The organism is Mycobacterium sp., assembly GCF_035314905.1.
In the GTDB taxonomy this organism is placed as follows: Bacteria; Actinomycetota; Actinomycetes; order Mycobacteriales; family Mycobacteriaceae; genus Mycobacterium.
Window position 1 is genome coordinate 1 of the sequence record NZ_DATFYW010000219.1, and the last position, 18,354, is coordinate 18,354.

Consider the following 18,354-nt stretch of genomic DNA (forward strand, 5'->3'; position numbering starts at 1 on the left):
ACGCTGGCCGAGCTGAGCACCCAGTTTCGCCCCGAGCAGGTCAGGCGGGCCGGCGCGGTGCTGGCCCAGCTGATCAACCCCGACGGGGGGTTCAGCGACCAGGATCGGGCCCGGCGCCGCGGGATCCTCATCGGCGCCCAGAACCCCGACGGGATGTCGGCGATCTCGGGCTGGCTGACCGCCGAGCTGCGCGCCGGGCTGGAGGCGGTGCTGGCCAAGTGGGCCGCCCCCGGCATGTGTGACCCCGCCGATCAGACCGCCGTCGTGGACGGCGAGCCCGCCGAGCAGGCCCGCCAGCAGGACACCCGCAGCAGCGCGCAGCGCAACCACCACGCGTGCTGAACGCCGGATGCTATATATGGCATAGCTGGGTCCCTGAGCACAACCACGCTGACGTTCATGGACCGGGGCTGAATCCGGCCCCAAAGGGCCCTCCTCCGCGGCATCATGTAGGGGCACAGGGATCAGCGACGGGGTGGAGATGGCTGAGGACCCAACGGAGCCGCATTGGTGGCAAACGCTACCCGCGATCCTCACTGGGATTGCTGCCGTCATCGGCGCGATCACCGCGCTTCTCGGCGTAATGGGCCAGTTGCCCTGGCAGCACCCTAAACCCGAGCCATCGACTATCACGACCACTTCTCCCACCACCACTTCTCCCACCCCCACCTCGCCCACCACCAACTCGCCCGCGCCGACCCCGGTTGGGCCTGGGCCCTTTCCTGGGACCGACGCGCAGGGCTTCCTGCCCCCTTCCAGTGCCCGCTGCGACCTGGGAAATCGCGCCGCGGCGATGGGCGTCACGACGCAGTCCGTGCTGGTGGTGTGTCAGACCGGGCCCGGCGCCTTCTACTACCGGGCTGTTCGCTTCAGCGACGGCGCCCCTGCCGACCTCGACAATGCGGTGCGCGATTCGGTCGGCTTCGACGTGCAAAACCCGCTCGACAAAACTCGATATGAGATCCGGCCCGACCAGTTGACTATCCGAATGGCGGACGGTCGGGTCGCCGCGCAGTATCCGATGACCGCCTACTGGCCGCGCTGAGCGGCGATCTCCCGGTTCATGGGACACGCGAAGGTCACCACGACGCTGGCGATTTACACGCACCTGTTTGTTTGACGACGATGACCGACACCGGTAGCCGGTGATGGGAACCCGGCTCTGCGCAGGCCAGCACGCCGCGGCAGGCAGCGAACGCGGTGATCCGCGCCATGCTCGCCTCCGGGCAGCTGGGCCGCCACCACGGCCTGCCGGTCAGCATCATCGTCACCGCCCGCCTGCCCGACCTGCAGGCCCGCACCGGCACCGCAATCACCGGCGGCGGCACGGTGCTGCCGATGCGCGACGTGATCCGCCGGGCCCGCCACGCCCACCACTACCTGACCCTGTTCGACGCCGCCCGCCGGCCGCGCTGGCTCGGGCACACCAACCGCCTGGCCAGCACCGAGCAGCGCCTGGTGCTGCACGCCACCGACCGCGGCTGCTCGGCGCCGGGCGGTGACGTGCCCGGCTACCGCTGCCAGGTCCACCACGTCCAGGAATGGTCCCAAACCCATCGCACCGACATCGACGACCTGACCTTCGCCTGTCCACCCCATCATCGGCTCATCAAAGACAGCGGCTGGACCACCCGAAAACGCGGCGACGGAGGATCCCCCCACCCCACGCCCCCGCAAGCGGGAGGTACCCCCACCACGGCCAGCCCCGCACCAACACCTTCCATCACCCCGAAGAACTCCTCCAAGACAGCGACGACGACCAAGAGGCGAGCTGATCGCTCACCCCTGCAGCACGTCCTCGATTGCTTCGCCCCGCGGTGCGCAGTCGCCCGCGCCGGGGATGAGCGTCGCCAAGGCACCGGCGGCGCACGCCCGCCGCAGCGCGTGCCCACGATCGTCGCGCCAGCCCGCGGCGAGCACACCCGCGAACACGTCGCCCGCGCCCGTCGTGTCGACCGCCTCGACCGCCGGCGCCGGGATCGTGAACTTTCCGTCCGCGCCCCGGTACGCCGCCCCGTCTGCGCCGTGGGTGACGACCAGGTGCTCAACCGGCCACCGCCAGTGCGGCGCCTCGGCCTGGTTGACCACGACCACGTCGGCCAGCGCGGCAAGCTCCGCCAGCCCTGGAGCATCAGGCACCGATGAGCCGCTTGCGCGAAGAGCATCAGGCACCGGGGAGGCGTTGACGACGACCGTCGCATTGGCCGCCCGCGCCTCCCGCGAGGCGGCGACCGCCGTCTCGATCGGGATCTCCAACTGCAGCAACAGGACGTCGCACTCGGCGACGACGGCGCGGGCGGCCGCGGAATCCATCGTCAGATGCCCGTTGGCACCCGGCGCAACGACGATCGCGTTCTCTGCCCGCGCGTCCACGACGATCACGGCGGTTCCGCTCGGCCCGGGCAACACCTGCACGCCGTCGACGCCCACGCCGTTGGCACGAAGATGTGCCAGCAACTGCACGCCCGCGCTGTCGCTGCCGACGGCACCGACAAAGTCGACCTGCCCGCCGGCCCTCGCGGCAGCGATCGCCTGATTGGCTCCTTTGCCGCCCGGCGCGGTGGCCAGCGCCGAGGCCAGCACCGTCTCACCCGGCCGCGGTAGCGCCGAGACGGCGAACGTGTAGTCCATGTTGACGCTGCCGACCACGCACACCCGCGCCACACCCGCAAGGTTAGCCCCCGTACGCTGGGGTAATGAGTCTGCACGCGCCGTCGCGCCCCGACTTACGCCAGCAGGTGCATGACGCCGCCCGGCGCGCCCGCGTCGCCTCGCGCGCCTTGGCCGCGATGAGCATGGACGACAAGAACCGCGCGCTGCATTCTGCCGCCGATACCGTGCTCCGCGACTCGGGCGAGATCCTGGACGCCAACGCCGAGGATGTGGCCGCGGCGCGAGCGGCAGGCACGTCGGAGGCGATGATCGACCGGCTGATGCTGAACTCGCGGCGCATCGACGGGATCGTCGCGGGTTTGCGGCAGGTCGCCGGCCTGCCGGACCCGATCGGTGACGTGCTGCGCGGGCGTACGCTGCCCAACGGCCTGGTGTTGCGTCAGCAGCGCGTCCCCATCGGCGTGGTCGGCATGGTCTACGAGGGCCGGCCGAACGTGACCGTCGACGCGTTCGGGTTGACCCTCAAGTCCGGAAACGCGGTCCTGCTGCGGGGCAGTTCGTCGGCGGCCCGGTGCAACGCCGCGTTGGTGGCGGCGCTGCGCGCGGGTCTGGACATCGAGAACTTGCCCGTCGACGCGGTCCAGCTGCTGCCCAGCCACGATCGCGCCAGCGTCACGTACCTGATCCAGGCCCGCGGGTTGGTCGACGTCGTGATCCCGCGCGGCGGAGCCGGGCTGATCGACGCGGTGGTCCGCGACGCCACGGTGCCCACGATCGAGACCGGCGTCGGCAACTGCCACGTCTACGTCCACGAAGCAGCCGACCTCGACGTCGCCGAACGCATCCTGCTGAACTCCAAGACCCGACGGCCCAGCGTCTGCAATGCCGCGGAAACGCTGCTGGTCGACGCCGCGATCGCCGGGCAGGCGGTGCCGCGGCTGACCGCAGCGCTGGTAGCGGCGGGCGTGACCGTGCACACCGAGCCCGGCGAAGCCGACCTGCGCCGCGAGTACCTTTCGATGGACATCGCATTGGCGGTGGTGGACGGGCTCGACGCGGCCATCGCCCACATCAACGAATACGGCACCGGCCACACCGAGGCCATCGTCACCACCAATCTGGCTGCTGCCCAACGGTTCAGCGAGCGGGTCGACGCCGCAGCGGTTATGGTCAATGCTTCCACCGCCTTCACCGACGGCGAGCAGTTCGGATTCGGCGCAGAAATCGGCATCTCCACCCAGAAACTGCACGCCCGTGGCCCGATGGGGCTGCCGGAGTTGACGTCGACCAAGTGGATCGTGTGGGGAGACGGCCACACCCGCCCGGCTTGACAGGAGAACCAAGCTCAGTGAATACCCCAGCACGGCCGGCGCCGCTGTTCGCCGACATCGACGATGTGGCCCGCCGGCTCGCCGAGACCGGCTATCTACCCGATACCGCCACTGCGACAGCGGTTTTCCTCGCCGACCGCCTCGGCAAGCCGCTGCTGGTCGAAGGACCGGCAGGCGTCGGCAAGACAGAGCTCGCCAGGGCCGTCGCGCAGGCCACCGGCTCCGGGCTGGTGCGGCTGCAGTGCTACGAAGGTGTTGACGAGTCGCGCGCGCTCTACGAGTGGAACCACGCCAAGCAGATCCTGCGGATCCAGGCCGGTTCCGGCGACTGGGAACACACCAAGACCGACGTGTTCTCCGAGGAGTTCCTGCTGTCGCGCCCGCTGCTGACCGCCATCCGGCGCAGCGAGCCCACCGTGCTGCTGGTCGACGAGACCGACAAGGCCGACATCGAGATCGAGGGCCTGCTGCTGGAGGTGCTGTCCGACTTCGCGGTCACGGTGCCGGAACTGGGCACCATCGTCGCCGACCGCGCGCCGTTCGTGGTGCTGACCTCCAACGCGACCCGTGAGCTCTCGGAGGCGCTCAAGCGTCGCTGCCTGTTCCTGCACATCGACTTCCCCGACCCCGACCTCGAACGCCGGATCCTGTTGTCACGCGTGCCCGAACTTCCAGAGCACCTGGCCGACGAACTGGTCCGCATCATCGGGGTGCTGCGCGGCATGCAGCTCAAGAAGCTGCCGTCGGTCGCCGAGACGATCGACTGGGGCCGCACCCTGCTGGCGTTGGGCCTCGACACCATCGACGACGCGACGATCGCCAAAACGCTCGGCGTCGTGCTCAAACACCAATCCGACCACGTCCGTGCCGCTGGGGAGCTGAGGCTCAACTGATGGCTGCCCGCCGGACTCGACCGCCGCAACCACTGGCCCCGCACGGGATCCCGGGCCATCTGGTCGGATTCGTAGAAGCGCTTCGGGCGCAAGGGATTTCGGTTGGCCCGTCCGAAACCGTCGATGCCGGACGTGTGATGACGACATTGGGCCTCGCCGACCGGGAGGTCTTGCGCGAGGGTATTGCGTGCGCGGTGCTGCGCCGCCCCGACCACCGCGACACCTACGATGCGATGTTCGACCTGTGGTTCCCCGCGGCGCTCGGTTCGCGCACGGTCGAGTTCACCGACGACGAGGGCGGCCACGAGCCGCCGGCCGACCTCGAAGCGCTTCGGGCGATGCTGGTCGCGCTGCTCAAAGACGACGACCGCAACGGCGACCGTGACGAACGACTGGAATCGCTGGTGGCCCATATCGTCGAGGCCTACGGCCGCTACACCTCCAGCCGCGGCCCGTCGTACTCGTCGTATCAGGCGCTCAAGGCGATGGCGCTGGACCGGCTGGAAGGCAGGCTGCTCGCCGGCCTGCTGGCGCCCTACGGCGACGAACCGACCCCCACTCAGGAACAAATCGCGAAGGCGATTGCCGTACAACGTATCTCGCAAATTCGCAAGATGGTCGAAGCCGAGACGAAGCGGCGCACCGCCGAGCAGCTCGGCCGCGAGCACGTCACGATGTACGGGATCCCACAGCTGTCGGAGAATGTCGAATTCCTGCGGGCGTCGGCCGACCAGCTGCGTCAGATGCGGCGCGTCGTCGCACCGCTGGCCCGCAGGCTGGCCACCCGGCTGGCGGCGCGCCGGCGCCGGTCCCGCGCCGGCGAGATCGATCTGCGCAAGACGCTGCGCAAGTCGATGAGCACCGGTGGCGTGCCGATCGACGTCGTGCTGCGCAAGCCGCGGCCGGCCCGCCCCGAGCTGGTGGTGCTGTGCGACGTGTCCGGCTCGGTCGCCGGGTTCAGCCACTTCACGCTGCTGCTCGTGCATGCGCTGCGTCAGCAGTTCTCCCGCGTTCGGGTCTTCGCGTTCATCGACACCACGGACGAGGTCACCGACCTGTTCGGCCCGGAGGCCGACCTGGCGCTGGCCGTGCAGCGCATCACCCGTGAGGCGGGCGTGTACACCCGCGACGGGCACAGCGACTACGGCAACGCGTTCGCCTCGTTCACGGAGAAATTCCCGGAGGTGCTCTCGCCCCGCAGTTCGCTGCTGGTGCTCGGCGACGGCCGCAACAACTACCGCAACCCCGCCGTGGACATGCTGCAGCGGATGGTGACCGAGAGCCGCCACGCGCATTGGCTCAACCCCGAACCGCGCCACCTGTGGGGCAGCGGCGACTCCGCGGTGCCGCGCTACCAGGACGTGATCACGATGCACGAATGCCGCTCGGCCGGCCAGCTCGCGGCGGTGATCGACCAGCTGTTGCCCGTCTGAGCCGCGCTGACGCTCAAGTAAGGTGGCCAAGCATGGCGTCGGCAGCCAGGAAGCGACTGGGCGTGATGGGTGGGACGTTCGATCCCGTCCACAACGGCCACCTTGTCGCTGCCAGCGAGGTGGCCGACCTGTTCGACCTCGATGAGGTCGTGTTCGTGCCGACGGGGCAGCCGTGGCAGAAACAGGGCCGCTACGTCACCGCGGCGGAGGACCGCTACCTGATGACCGTCATCGCGACCGCGAGCAACCCGCGCTTCACCGTGAGCCGGGTCGACATCGACCGCGCCGGCCCCACCTACACCCGCGACACGCTGCACGATCTGCAGGCGCTCAACCCGGGCACCGACCTGTACTTCATCACCGGCGCCGATGCCCTGGAGTCGATCCTGTCCTGGCAGAACGTCGAGGAGCTGTTCTCGATGGCGCGCTTCGTCGGGGTGAGTCGGCCCGGCTACGAACTGGACGGTGACCACGTCATCGAGGCGTTCAAGACCCTGCCGCCGGATGCCCTGTCGCTCGTCGAGGTGCCCGCGCTTGCCATTTCCTCCACCGACTGCCGCGCCCGGGCCGCCCAGAACCGGCCGATCTGGTATCTGGTGCCCGACGGGGTCGTGCAATACGTGTCCAAGCGGCGGCTCTACCAGGGGTTGGCCCTCCCTCCACGCCGGCCGGTGGCCGCGACGGCCAAGGACGAATCGTCATGACCGCTTCCGACGAGGCCGTCAAGATGGCCACCATCGCGGCCAGGGCGGCCTCCTCGAAGCTGGCCGACGACGTCGTTGTCATCGACGTGTCGGGGCAGCTGGTGATCACCGACTCTTTCGTGATCGCGTCGGCGTCCAACGAGCGGCAGGTGGGCGCGATCGTCGACGAAGTCGAGGAGAAAATGCGGATCGCCGGCTACAAACCCGCCCGCCGCGAGGGCGCCCGGGAAGGCAGGTGGGTGCTGCTGGACTACGTCGAGATCGTCGTGCACATCCAGCACCAGGATGAACGCAACTACTACGCGCTGGACCGGTTGTGGCGGGACTGCCCCGTCGTCGCGGTAGATCTCGAGGAGCTGGCGTGAGGACGCGGCGGCTGGTGATGCTGCGGCACGGGCAGACCGAGTTCAACGCGGACAGCCGAATGCAGGGCCAGCTCGACACCCACCTGACGGACCTGGGGCTGGCCCAGGCGGCCGCGGCGGCCGAGGTGCTGGGCAAGCGCCAGCCGCTGTTGATCGTTTCGTCGGATTTGCGCCGCGCCCACGACACGGCGGTGGTGCTGGGCGAGCGGATCGGGTCCGCCGTGCGGGTCGATGAGCGGCTGCGCGAGACGCACCTGGGCGACTGGCAGGGACTGACCCACCAGCAGATCGACACCGACGCGCCAGGTGCTCGGCTGGCGTGGCGGAACGACGCCGGCTGGGCACCGCACGGCGGGGAGAGCCGGGTCGACGTGGCCCGGCGCAGCCTGCCGTTGATCGCCGAACTTGTCGCAGAGCAGGCGGAGTGGGGCGCCGACGAACCCGATCGGCCGGTGGTGCTGGTCGCTCACGGCGGGCTGATCGCGGCGCTGACGGCCAGGCTGTTGGGCCTGCCGGTGGACAACTGGCCGGTGCTGGGCGGCATGGGTAACGCGAGTTGGGTTCAGCTCTCCGGTCACTCCGATGACGGCGCCGGCCCGGGGCAGATCCGCTGGCGGCTGGACGTCTGGAACGCCTCGGCACAGGTCGCCAACGATGTCCTCTGACTCCGGCTCGTCCCCCGGTCGCTTCGCTCCACCAGTGCTGCTGATCTTCGCGGACTCGCTGGCCTACTACGGCCCCACCGGTGGGCTGCCGGCCGACGATGCCCGGATCTGGCCGAACATCGTTGCCGCACAGCTCGGTTGGGATGTCGAGTTGATCGGCCGGATCGGCTGGACGTGCCGCGACGTGTGGTGGGCGGCCACGCAGGATCCGCGGGCCTGGGCGGCGCTGCCCCGGGCCGGCGCCGTCATCTTCGCCACTGGCGGCATGGATTCGCTGCCCTCGCCGCTGCCGACCGCGCTGCGTGAGCTGATCCGCTATGTGCGCCCGCCGTGGTTGCGGCGCTGGGCGAGGGACGGCTACGGCTGGCTGCAGCCGCGGCTGTCGCCGATCGCCCGGTCCGCGCTGCCCCCCCACGTAAGCGTGGAATATCTCGAACAAACCCGCGGCGCAGTGGATTTCAACCGTCCCGGCATCCCGATCGTCGCGTCGCTGCCGTCGGTTCACGTTGCGGATACCTACGGGCGGGCGCACCACGGCCGCGAAGCCACGGTCGCGGCGATCACCGAATGGGCACAACGGCGCCGCGTTCCGCTGGTCGATCTGAAGGCCGCGGTCGCCGAGCACGTTTTCGCCGGCCGCGGCAACCCGGACGGCATCCACTGGAACTTCGAGGCCCACCGGGCCGTCGCCGAGCTGATGCTCAAGGCGCTGGCCGAAGCCGGCGTGCCTTGCGGGGACCGGCGCGGCTGACCCACATGACTGTCGTGGTGGTGACTGACTCGTCATCACGCCTGGAAACCGTTGATCGCGAGAAGTGGGGGATCCGCCAGGTTCCCCTGCACATCCTGCTCGACGGACAGAACTGGCGCGACGGTTGTGACCCGATACCGGACGGCATCTACGAGAGCGGGCGTGCGACCACGGCCGGTGCCACGCCGGCGGAACTGGGCGCCGTCTATCAGCAGGCGATGTGCGACAGCGGTGGTGACGGTGTGGTGGCGGTTCACATCTCGGCGGCCTTGTCGTCGACGCTCACGGCGGCCGAACAGGCGGCACGTCGGTTCAGCGGCGCGGTGCGGGTGGTGAACTCGAAGTGTGCGGCGATGGGTACCGGGTTCGTCGCACTCGCCGCCGCGCGGGCGGCGGCGAGTGGAGCCGATCTGGATGCCGTTGAGGCGGAGGCCGTTTCAGCTGCCCGGCGGGTACGCGGATTCGTCGTCGTGCAGCGGTTGGAGAATCTGCGCCGCAGCGGCCGGATCGGGACCGCCGCGTCGTGGTTGAGCACCGCGCTGGCGATCAAGCCGGTGCTGCGCATCGACGACGACGGCAGGCTGGTGTTGGCCCAGCGTGTGCGCACCGCCACGAAGGCCCTCGACGCGATGGTTGATCAGGTGGTCGCCGAGGTCGGCGACGGCTCGGCGGTGGTCGCGGTGCACCACATCCAGAACCCCGGCGCCGCGAACGACGTCGCCCACGAGCTCATCGCCAGGCTGCATCCGGCGAAAGCGCCGACGGTGACCGACATGGGGCCGGTGCTCGGGGTCCACGTCGGTGCGGGAGCGGTCGGCGTGTGCCTGGATATCACCCCGCGGGCGGTGGAGCAGCGGGCCGATCCGCGACCACCGGGGTGACGTCGTGCTCGGCGTTGCCCCGTTGGACGCGGTGTTGGTCGACGAGTGACACCCTTGCGGTCAATGTGCCGTCTGGGAGGCTCACCGGCCTCGCCCCGTCATCTCGAAACCGGCCGGTGACGGGTGGCAAGTCCGCCAATGTCACAATCCCCGGGTCGGCGGCGACCACCTTGGGTACGGCGTTGGTCACCGGCATCGCGGTGTAGATCATCCCCAGCCCCATGAACCCCGGCTCCGTCCAGTCCTTCGGCGGCAGGCAGTGGATGACGGTGCGCATGTTGGGCAGCCCGAATACCTGGATGACGTGGCCGTGTTCGAGCGGCTTGGGCGGATCGACGTGGTTACCCATGATCCAGTTGAACCCGACGCTGACGATGTTCTTGTCGCCGGCCCAGCCGCGGTGATAGCCGTACACGCCCGCGACGGATCCCTTGGGTATCTGCATGAAGCCGAGATCGGAGTCGTCGGCGGCGGGGGTGAACGTCACGTCGAAGGTCAGCCGGTCCAGGGTCTGTCCCATCGCATCGGCCATCATGGCCGCGGACTCGGCGAACACCTCGCTTTCGCGGCGGACGCTCTCGGCGAGCCCCGGCGTGTCCGGTGACTGCGAAAAGCCCATCGCCGTCTGGGTTTCCGCGGACTCGTACGTCGAGCAGTCCACCGACTCGGTGATCCTGATCTCGTCCACCCGTTCGCAGGAGCCACTGAGGACCATGCCGACGAGGTTGGTCATGCCGGGATGGGCCCCGCTGCCGAACATCGTCGAATTGCCCCGCTGGCAAGCCTTTCGGATGCGCTCCAGGTCCTCGGGTGTCTGCTTGCCGCCGGTGATCCACGCCGCGGACGAGCACACGTTGATGCCCGACTCGAGCAGCCGGGTCAGTTCGTCGACGCTGGGCCACAGCGGGTTGTAGCAGCAGGCGTCGGGTTTCAGCGCGATCAGTGCGTCGATGTCGTTGGTGGCCGCCACGCCGGTCGGTTCCGGCCAGCCGCACAGGTCGGCGGCGTCCACGCCCACCTTCTCGGCGCCGTGGGCGTAAACCCCGACCAGTTCCATGTCGGGCCGGCCGATGATCGCGTGCAGGGAGCGTCGTCCGATGTTGCCGGTGGTCCATTGGATGACCCGAAGGGGACTCGTCATGCTCTCTTTTCTCCTCTGACGCGGCTCTCCTCTGACGCGGCTCCCCCCTGAGGCGGCCTCGCTCGCGTCGAGCGTGAGCCTGTCGAGTATGCCGCGATCCTGTTGCCGGTGTCCCCGCGATGTCGGATCGGCGTGGCACGATCGTCGGGTGAGCGCGGGTGCCGACGGGCTGCATTTGGTGCTGGGCGACGAGGAGTTGCTCGTCGAGCGGGCGATCGCGTCGGTGCTGCACGCCGCCCGCGCGCAGGCGGGCACCGACGAGGTGCCCGAGAATCGGCTGCGTGCGGGCGAGGTCAGCACCAGCGAGCTGGCCGAGTTGCTGAGCCCGTCATTGTTCGCCGACGAGCGGGTGGTCGTGCTCGAGGCGGCGGCCGAAGCCGGCAGGGACGCGGTCGCGTTGATCGGCGCGGCGGCCGCCGACCTTCCGCCCGGCACGGTGTTGGTTGTCGTGCATTCAGGTGGCGGGCGTGCGAAAGCCCTCGCCGGGCAGCTGCGCGACCTCGGCGCCCGGGTTCACCAGTGTGCCCGCATCACGAAGGCCGCCGAGCGGGCCGAGTTCGTCAGGGCGGAGTTCCGTTCGCACCGCGTCAAAGTCGACGACGACGTGGTTGCCGCGGTGCTTGACGCCGTGGGCTCCGATATCCGCGAACTCGCGGCAGTGTGCTCTCAGCTGGTCGCCGACACGGGCGGGCACGTCGACGCGGCGGCGGTGCGGCGCTATCACAGCGGCAAGGCGGAGGTCACCGGGTTCGACATCGCCGACAAGGCCGTGGTCGGCGACGTGGCCGGGTCGGCCGAGGCGTTGCGCTGGGCGATGATGCGCGGCGTCCCCCACGTGCTGCTGGCAGACGCGCTGGCCGAGGCGGTGCACGGGATCGCGCGGATCGGGCCGCTGTCGGGTGACCCGTATCGGCTGGCGGCCGAACTGGGCATGCCGCCGTGGCGCGTGCAGAAGGCCCAGAAGCAGGCTCGCCGCTGGTCGGAGGATTCCGTGGCCACCGCGGTCCGATTGGTCGCGACGCTGAATGCAGACGTCAAGGGTGCGGCGGCGGACGCCGACTACGTGCTGGAGACCGCGGTGCGGCAGATCGCGCAGCTGGCCACGCCCGCCCGCCGGGGCAGCCGCTGATCAGAGCTTGTTGAGCGTCAGCGCCAGCGCGGACTTCTTGTTCGCGGCCTGATTCTTGTGGATCACGCCCCTGCCGGCGGCTCTGTCCAGCTTGCGGCTGGCCTTGTGCATCAGCTCGGTGGCCTTGTCCTTGTCACCGGTCTCGGCGGCCTCGCGGAACGCGCGGACAGCCGTGCGCACCGACGACTTCACCGACTGGTTGCGAAGTCGCCTGCGCTCGTTGGTGCGATTGCGCTTCTCCTGCGACTTGATGTTGGCCACGCGTTAGTTCCTTCTAAGTCTGTCCATGGGGGTTGCTGCCTGAAAGTCTTGGGCGCCGCCGAAGCGGGCAGCGACTGTTCAGGCTACCAGTCAGGGCGCGAATCTCCCAACGGCCGCCCACCGTCCTGCCGAAACGGGCCAGGTGCGGCACCATGTCCAAGTGAGCCTTCGCACCCTGCCGACCGAGAACGGACGAATGTCACGCACCTAATTCATCCGCGGCTTCACCCTCGGCGAAGAAGTATGAACGGATCTTCGACGGCTACCGCGACCGGGGTGCGTACGCGAAGGCGTTCGACGAGATGTTCGACGGCGGAGGCAACGTCCGCGGACCCTACAAGGGCATCTACGCCGAGCTGGCGCCGTCGGACGCGTCGGAGCTGGCCGCCCGCGCGGATGCACTCGGCCGGGCGTTCATCGACCAGGGCATCACGTTCTCGCTGTCCGGCCAGGAGCGGCCCTTCCCGCTCGACCTGGTGCCGCGAGTCATCTCGGCGGCGGAGTGGTCGCGGCTCGAGCGCGGCATCACCCAGCGCGTCAAGGCGCTCGAGATGTACCTCGACGACATCTACACCGAACAGGAGATTCTCCGCGACGGCGTCATCCCCCGCCGGCTGGTCACCTCCTGCGAGCACTTTCACCGCGAGGCCGCGGGCATCAACCCGCCCAACGGCGTGCGCATCCACGTGGCCGGCATCGATCTGGTCCGCGACGAGGACGGCGTGTTCCGGGTCCTGGAGGACAACCTGCGCTCACCGTCGGGCGTGTCCTACGTGATGGAGAACCGCCGGACGATGGCCAGGGTTTTCCCGAACCTGTTCGCTACCCACCGTGTCCGCGCGGTCGGCGATTACGCCTCGCACCTGCTGCGGGCGCTGCGCAACTCGGCCGCCACCAACGAAGCCGACCCGACCGTGGTCGTGCTGACCCCCGGCGTCTACAACTCCGCGTACTTCGAGCATTCGCTTCTGGCCCGCCAGATGGGCGTCGAGCTCGTCGAGGGCCGTGACCTGTTCTGCCGGGACAACCAGGTGTATATGCGCACCACCGAGGGCGAACGCCAGGTCGACGTCGTCTACCGGCGCATCGACGACGACTTCCTCGACCCGATGCAGTTCCGGCCCGACTCGGTGCTCGGGGTGGCCGGCCTGCTCAACGCCGCTCGCGCGGGAAACGTCGTGATCTCCAGCGCGGTGGGCAACGGCGTCGGCGACGACAAGCTCATTTACACGTACGTGCCGACGATCATCGAGTTCTACCTCGGCGAGAAACCGCTGCTCGCCAACGTCGACACGTTCCGCTGCTGGCTCGACGACGAGCGCGAGCAGGTGCTCGACCGGATCCGCGAGCTGGTGATCAAACCGGTCGAAGGATCCGGTGGCTACGGCATCGTGTTCGGTCCGGAAGCGTCCGATCGTGAACTGACGGCCATCTCGAAGAAGATCCGCAACGATCCGCGCGGCTGGATCGCCCAGCCGGTGGTCCAGCTGTCCACCGTGCCCACCCAGATCGACGACAAACTGGCGCCGCGGCACGTCGACCTGCGTCCGTTCGCGGTCAACGACGGCGACGCGGTGTGGGTGCTGCCCGGCGGCCTGACCCGCGTCGCGTTGCCGGAGGGTTCGCTGGTCGTCAACTCCAGCCAGGGCGGCGGCTCGAAGGACACCTGGGTGCTGGCGTCGAGGGCTTCGGTGGCCGACCGGGAGCTGGCCGCCGCCGAAGTCGTCCGGTCGCTGCCGAAAGTTCCGAAGGCCCCGGCCGGCGAGAGGGGTCCCGAGCAGTCACAATCCCAGCAGCAGCAGCAGCAGTCCCAGCAGCAGTCCCAGCAGCAGTCCCAGCAGCAGCAGGGGGTGAGCGACTGATGCTGGCGCGCAACGCCGAAGCGCTGTACTGGATCGGCCGCTACGTCGAACGTGCCGACGACACCGCCCGCATCCTCGACGTCACGGTGCACCAGCTGCTCGAAGACTCCAGCGTCGACCCGGACTGGACCTCCCGCGTGTTGCTGCGCGTGCTGGGCATCACCCCGCCGGACACGCAGCTCGACGTCTGGTCGCTCACCGACCTGGTCGCGTTCAGCCGCGGCCTGGACGGCGGCTGCTCCATCGTCGACGCGATTTCTGCGGCCCGCGAGAATGCAAGGTCCGCAAGGGAAGTCACGTCGACCGAGCTGTGGGAGTGCCTCAACACCACCTACAACGCGCTCGCCGAGCGCGAGCGCGCCGCCAAACGCCTCGGGCCACATGAGTTTTTCTCGTTCATCGAGGGACGCGCGGCGATGTTCGCCGGTTTGGCCGACTCCACGCTGTCGCGTGACGACGGCTACCGGTTCATGATGCTCGGCCGCGCAATCGAACGCGTCGACATGACTGTGCGGCTGCTGCTTTCGCGGGTCGGCGACAGCGCGTCGTCGCCGGCGTGGGTGACCGTGTTGCGGTCGGCCGGTGCCCACGACACCTACCTGCGCACCTATCGGGGCGCGCTCGACGCCGCCCGTGTTGTGGAATTCATGCTGCTGGACCGGCTTTTCCCGCGCTCGGTGTTCTACTCGCTGCGGCTGGCCGAGCACAGCCTCGAGGAACTCGACCACCGGCCGCACAGCCGGGTCGGCGCGACCGCCGAGGCGCAGCGGCTGCTCGGCCGCGCCCGCAGCGAGCTGGAGTTCCTGCGGCCCGGCGCGCTGCTGGAAACACTCGAGCGTCGGCTGGCCGGCCTGCAGGCCACGTGCCGCGACCTCGGGGAAGCGTTGGCGCTGCAGTACTTTCACTCCGAGCCGTGGGTCGCGTGGGCCGACGCGGGCCGCAACGGTTCGCTGGTCATCGAAGACGGCGAATTGTGACGATGAGGGCGCGCGAAGAGCGGGCCAACTGATGTGGCGGCTGCGGGTGGTGCACTCCACCGGGTACGCCTACAAGTCGCCGGCGACTGCCTCCTTCAACGAGGCACGGTTGACGCCGCGGTCGGACAATCGCCAGAACGTGATCCTGAGCCGGGTCGAGACGGTGCCCGCCACCCGGTCCTACCGCTATGTCGACTACTGGGGCACCGCGGTGACCGCGTTCGACCTGCACGCCCCCCACACCGAACTGGAGGTCACCGCCTCGTCGGTGGTGGAGACCGACAAACCCGAGCCGCCGGCCGAGCACGTCACCTGGAAGAAACTTCACACCGAGGCGGTGATCGACCGCTACGACGAAGTGCTCAGCGCCACTCACTACACCCCGCGGAGCAAGCGGATCCACCGGGTGGGCGAGCGGCTCGCCAACGACAGCGACCCCCGCGACGCCGTCATCGCGGCGGCGGAATGGGTGCAGGGCGAACTCGACTACGTGCCCGGCACGACCGGGGTGCACTCGTCGGCGCTGGACGCGCTGCGCGAAGGCAAGGGCGTCTGCCAGGACTTCGCGCACCTGACGTTGGTGTTGTTGCGCAGCATGGGAATTCCGGCCCGCTACGTCTCGGGATACCTGCACCCGAACCGCAAGGCGCCGATCGGGCACACGGTCGACGGGCAGAGCCACGCCTGGATTCAGGCGTGGACGGGCGGCTGGTGGAACTACGACCCCACCAACGACAACGAGATCAACGAGCAGTACGTCAGTGTCGGCGTCGGCCGGGACTACGCCGACGTCACCCCGCTGAAGGGCATCTATTCCGGCGGCGGGTCGACCGACCTCGATGTGATCGTCGAGATCACCAGGCTCGCCTGACTCAGCCGGCGCCGGGGACGCGGCCGATGCCGCGGTAGCCCGGGTGAACCTGCGGGGCCAGGCCCGCGTCGGCAGCGATGCGCGCGAGCAGGTCGCGCAGGTCGGCACGCTGCCGGTCGTTCAGCGCGGCCGTGACCTGGCGTTCGTGCTCGCGCGCCAGGTCGGACAACTCGTGCATCAGCCGCTCGCCGGATGCGGTCAGGTAGAGGGCGTGCAGGCGGCGGTCATCGGGGTTGCGCCGCCGCTCGACGTATCCGCGGTTCTCCAGGTCGTCGACGAACGCAACGACGCGGCTGGGCAGCAGGTTCAGCTGCTGGCTCAGCGCCTGCTGGCTTCGTCCGGGTCCGCCCGCGATGGCCCGGAGGATGCCCGCCTGGGGCGGGTTGAGCCCGAGTGGGGCGATCCGTTCGGCGAACAACTCCGCTGCGTGGTGGCCCAGCTGCGCGAGTAGAAACGCGACACCGTCGGCCGGCCCGGGAGACACCACTAAACCGTACCTGCTGTGAATCGTTCAGCCATCGAACCTTGCATGAACCGGAGTATCGGGCATATCGTTCATGCTATGAATGATTCGGCTCATGATGGAAACGACGGAAGGCGGCCGCAGCGGGGCGGTCCCCCGCTTGCCCTGCTGGCGGTCATCGTCGTCGTGTTGTTTGCCGGCGGTCTGGGCGTCGGCACCGCGCTGGCTGGCGTGCCGCCCTTCCCGTTCGGTTCCACGCCGACGATCCAGGATTTCTTCGGTTCCCACCCGGTTGCGGTGCAGGCCGCTGCGGTGGGGGTATTCGGATCGTCGGTGCCGCTGGCCATTTACGCCGCGACGGCGAGCGCCCGGCTGCGCCGGCTCGGGGTGACTGCCCCGGGGGCGACGATCGCGCTGGCGGGCGGCATTTTGTCGGCGGGCGCGCTGGGCCTGGCGGGTCTGTTGATCTGGACGCTGTCGCGGCCGGTGGTGACCGCTGATCCCGCGCTGGTTCGGGCGCTGTATTTCCTGGTCTATCTGACGGGTGGCCCGGCGCACGTCGTGGGCCTCGGTCTGCTTGTGGCGGGCGTCGCGGTACCGGGTTTGATCCTCGGTCTGCTTCCGAGGGGGCTGGCGTGGGCCGGACTGGTGATCGCGGCTGTCGCGGAGTCCGGTGCTCTGGTGCTGATCTGGCCGGGACTGTCGGTCCTGCTGCCGCTCGGCCGGGTGCCGGCGCTGGTGTGGCTGGTCGTCGCCGGCGCGCTGCTGCCCCTGCGCCGGCGCCGCGAGGCGGTGGTGTGAGCTACGCCGGTGCGCGCACCTCGACGCGGTGCAGGTCGGGTCCGAGCTCGATGCGGCCGTCGAACGCCGAGGCCGCCAGGGCGCGCCATTCGTCTTCGTGTCCCGGTGCGACCGCGGGAACGCAGTCCCGATGATCGGCAACGGGGTCTGCTCGGCAGTGAACGTGGTCACCCACCGGGTGATCAGCAGGTCACCGAGGTCGGCGATGTGGTCGCTGTGCAGGTGGGTCAGCAACAGCGCGGTCAGGCTGTTGGCGCCGGCACCGACCGCGATCGCCCGCTGAAGGACACCGCGGCCGCAGTCCACCAGGAACGTCTGGCCGCCGGCGCGCACCCGGGTCGACGGCCCGGCCCGTTGCGGATCGGGGATCGGACTTCCGGTTCCGAGCAGGGTGACCTCGATCATGAGACGAGCACCTCGAGCATGAGACCAGGTATGTCACACGAGCGGGTTCCGCCGTGGCCGACTTGGCCCTAACCTAATGTGAAGCAGGTCACATCAGGAAAGGCTTTGAATGCGGATCGCGGATGTGTTGCGGAACAAAGGCTCGGCGGTGGCGACGATCAGCCCGGATACGACGGTCACCGAACTGCTGGCCGGGCTCGCCGAGCACAACATCGGCGCGATGGTGGTGGCGGCGTCTGACGGGGTGCAGGGCATCGTGTCGGAGCGCGACATCGTGCGAAGTCTGAATGAGCTCGGCGCCGCCGCGCTGGCGCTGCCGGTCTCGGAGATCATGACCAGTGTGGTCGTCACGTGCGCGCCCGCCGACTCGGTGGATTCGCTCAGTGCGCTGATGACCAACAACCGGGTTCGGCACGTCCCGGTCATCGCGGACGGCCAATTGGCCGGCATCGTCAGCATCGGCGACGTCGTGAAGACGCGCATGGAGGAGATGCAGGCCGAGCAGGCGCAGCTGCAGGCCTACATCACCCAGGGCTGAGCCGCGTCGCCGGCGGATGATCGGGGCGTGACAATCGACGTGGCTCCGGGGCGCCGGGCCGACGTCCGTGCGCTGGCCCGCACGCTGGGCCGCGCCTTTCACGACGATCCGGTGATGACCTGGATGCTGCCCGACGTCGCCGCTCGCGCAAGGGGATTGCCGCGGATGTTCGCGACGCTGACACGTCACCATTTCCTCGGCGGGGGCGGCGTGGAAGTGGCCCGCGGGAGCGACACGATCGGTGCCGCGGCGCTGTGGGATCCGCCGGGC

At 69.3% G+C, this 18,354-nt stretch carries 19 protein-coding genes and 3 pseudogenes; 17 read left to right on the forward strand and 5 right to left on the reverse strand.

Going from position 1 to position 18,354, the window contains the following annotated elements:
- The 3 genes and pseudogenes from VKG81_RS19325 to VKG81_RS21595 form a co-directional block, all read left to right on the forward strand.
- On the forward strand, nt 1-342 hold a 342-nt coding region (locus VKG81_RS19325), incomplete at its 5' end, for a DUF222 domain-containing protein (protein ID WP_324398348.1).
- A gap of 133 nt (nt 343-475) precedes the next feature.
- The gene (locus VKG81_RS19330) at nt 476-1,045 is read left to right on the forward strand and encodes a hypothetical protein (protein WP_324398349.1); all 570 of its coding nucleotides are present in this window, start codon (nt 476-478) and stop codon (nt 1,043-1,045) included.
- Between the two features lie 167 nt (nt 1,046-1,212).
- A pseudogene (locus VKG81_RS21595) lies at nt 1,213-1,545 on the forward strand (DUF222 domain-containing protein); the annotation flags it as partial.
- Between the two features lie 234 nt (nt 1,546-1,779).
- Here the strand turns inward: VKG81_RS21595 and VKG81_RS19340 are convergent.
- Nucleotides 1,780-2,664, reverse strand: coding sequence for a ribokinase (locus VKG81_RS19340; RefSeq protein WP_324398350.1), 885 nt, complete (start codon nt 2,662-2,664; stop codon nt 1,780-1,782).
- Between the two features lie 32 nt (nt 2,665-2,696).
- On the opposite strand from VKG81_RS19340, the gene VKG81_RS19345 reads away from it, so the two are divergent.
- Genes VKG81_RS19345 through VKG81_RS19380 form a run of 8 tightly spaced genes read left to right on the forward strand, consistent with a single transcriptional unit; the run spans nt 2,697 to nt 9,636 of the window.
- Nucleotides 2,697-3,944: a glutamate-5-semialdehyde dehydrogenase gene (locus VKG81_RS19345; protein WP_324398351.1), complete on the forward strand. Its 1,248-nt coding sequence runs from the start codon at nt 2,697-2,699 to the stop codon at nt 3,942-3,944.
- Between the two features lie 17 nt (nt 3,945-3,961).
- Entirely contained in the window at nt 3,962-4,837 is an 876-nt protein-coding gene (locus VKG81_RS19350) for a MoxR family ATPase (RefSeq protein WP_324398352.1), read from the forward strand.
- On the forward strand, nt 4,837-6,270 hold the full coding sequence (locus tag VKG81_RS19355) for a VWA domain-containing protein (protein WP_324398353.1): 1,434 nt from the start codon (nt 4,837-4,839) through the stop codon (nt 6,268-6,270). The genes VKG81_RS19350 and VKG81_RS19355 overlap by 1 nt, the downstream gene beginning before the upstream one ends.
- 32 nt (nt 6,271-6,302) lie before the next feature.
- Complete coding sequence (gene nadD, locus VKG81_RS19360) at nt 6,303-6,974, forward strand: nicotinate-nucleotide adenylyltransferase (RefSeq protein WP_324398354.1); 672 nt, start codon at nt 6,303-6,305, stop codon at nt 6,972-6,974.
- The gene (rsfS, locus tag VKG81_RS19365) at nt 6,971-7,339 is read left to right on the forward strand and encodes a ribosome silencing factor (RefSeq protein ID WP_324398355.1); all 369 of its coding nucleotides are present in this window, start codon (nt 6,971-6,973) and stop codon (nt 7,337-7,339) included. The genes nadD and rsfS overlap by 4 nt, the downstream gene beginning before the upstream one ends.
- Entirely contained in the window at nt 7,336-8,004 is a 669-nt protein-coding gene (gene gpgP, locus VKG81_RS19370; RefSeq protein ID WP_324398356.1) for a glucosyl-3-phosphoglycerate phosphatase, read from the forward strand. The genes rsfS and gpgP overlap by 4 nt, the downstream gene beginning before the upstream one ends.
- The gene (octT, locus tag VKG81_RS19375) at nt 7,994-8,755 is read left to right on the forward strand and encodes a diglucosylglycerate octanoyltransferase (protein WP_324398357.1); all 762 of its coding nucleotides are present in this window, start codon (nt 7,994-7,996) and stop codon (nt 8,753-8,755) included. The genes gpgP and octT overlap by 11 nt, the downstream gene beginning before the upstream one ends.
- A 5-nt stretch (nt 8,756-8,760) precedes the next feature.
- The gene (locus VKG81_RS19380; RefSeq protein ID WP_324398358.1) at nt 8,761-9,636 is read left to right on the forward strand and encodes a DegV family protein; all 876 of its coding nucleotides are present in this window, start codon (nt 8,761-8,763) and stop codon (nt 9,634-9,636) included.
- Between the two features lie 109 nt (nt 9,637-9,745).
- On the opposite strand, the pseudogene VKG81_RS19385 reads toward VKG81_RS19380, so the two are convergent.
- Nucleotides 9,746-10,777, reverse strand: a pseudogene (locus VKG81_RS19385) (dihydrodipicolinate reductase); the annotation flags it as partial.
- A 169-nt stretch (nt 10,778-10,946) separates the two neighbouring features.
- Here VKG81_RS19385 and holA point away from each other — a divergent pair.
- Nucleotides 10,947-11,906, forward strand: a complete 960-nt coding sequence (holA, locus tag VKG81_RS19390) for a DNA polymerase III subunit delta (RefSeq protein ID WP_324398366.1) — start codon at nt 10,947-10,949, stop codon at nt 11,904-11,906.
- Here holA and rpsT read toward each other — a convergent pair whose 3' ends face one another.
- Nucleotides 11,907-12,167 (reverse strand): 30S ribosomal protein S20, encoded by a 261-nt coding sequence (gene rpsT, locus VKG81_RS19395; protein ID WP_324398359.1) that lies wholly within the window; start codon nt 12,165-12,167, stop codon nt 11,907-11,909. It abuts the gene before it with no gap.
- A gap of 251 nt (nt 12,168-12,418) precedes the next feature.
- Here rpsT and VKG81_RS19400 point away from each other — a divergent pair, with 251 nt between their 5' ends.
- From VKG81_RS19400 to VKG81_RS19410, 3 genes are read left to right on the forward strand one after another with little or no spacing between them, the layout of a single operon-like run.
- Nucleotides 12,419-14,029 (forward strand): circularly permuted type 2 ATP-grasp protein, encoded by a 1,611-nt coding sequence (locus tag VKG81_RS19400; RefSeq protein ID WP_414685330.1) that lies wholly within the window; start codon nt 12,419-12,421, stop codon nt 14,027-14,029.
- The gene (locus VKG81_RS19405) at nt 14,029-15,006 is read left to right on the forward strand and encodes an alpha-E domain-containing protein (RefSeq protein ID WP_324398361.1); all 978 of its coding nucleotides are present in this window, start codon (nt 14,029-14,031) and stop codon (nt 15,004-15,006) included. The genes VKG81_RS19400 and VKG81_RS19405 overlap by 1 nt, the downstream gene beginning before the upstream one ends.
- A 31-nt stretch (nt 15,007-15,037) precedes the next feature.
- Nucleotides 15,038-15,877 carry a transglutaminase family protein gene (locus VKG81_RS19410; RefSeq protein ID WP_324398362.1) on the forward strand — a complete coding sequence of 280 codons (840 nt, stop codon included), beginning with the start codon at nt 15,038-15,040 and terminating at the stop codon, nt 15,875-15,877.
- Nucleotide 15,878: 1 nt separating this feature from the next.
- On the opposite strand, the gene VKG81_RS19415 is transcribed toward VKG81_RS19410, so the two are convergent.
- Together VKG81_RS19415 and VKG81_RS19420 are read right to left on the reverse strand one after the other, a co-directional pair.
- Nucleotides 15,879-16,361, reverse strand: coding sequence for a MarR family winged helix-turn-helix transcriptional regulator (locus tag VKG81_RS19415; RefSeq protein WP_324398363.1), 483 nt, complete (start codon nt 16,359-16,361; stop codon nt 15,879-15,881).
- Nucleotides 16,362-16,388: 27 nt separating this feature from the next.
- Entirely contained in the window at nt 16,389-17,546 is a 1,158-nt protein-coding gene (locus VKG81_RS19420; RefSeq protein ID WP_324398364.1) for an MBL fold metallo-hydrolase, read from the reverse strand.
- A 109-nt stretch (nt 17,547-17,655) separates the two neighbouring features.
- On the opposite strand from VKG81_RS19420, the gene VKG81_RS19425 reads away from it, so the two are divergent.
- Together VKG81_RS19425 and VKG81_RS19430 are read left to right on the forward strand one after the other, a co-directional pair.
- Nucleotides 17,656-18,084, forward strand: a complete 429-nt coding sequence (locus VKG81_RS19425) for a CBS domain-containing protein (RefSeq protein ID WP_324398365.1) — start codon at nt 17,656-17,658, stop codon at nt 18,082-18,084.
- Between the two features lie 27 nt (nt 18,085-18,111).
- Nucleotides 18,112-18,354 (forward strand): annotated as a pseudogene (locus VKG81_RS19430) (GNAT family N-acetyltransferase); the annotation flags it as partial.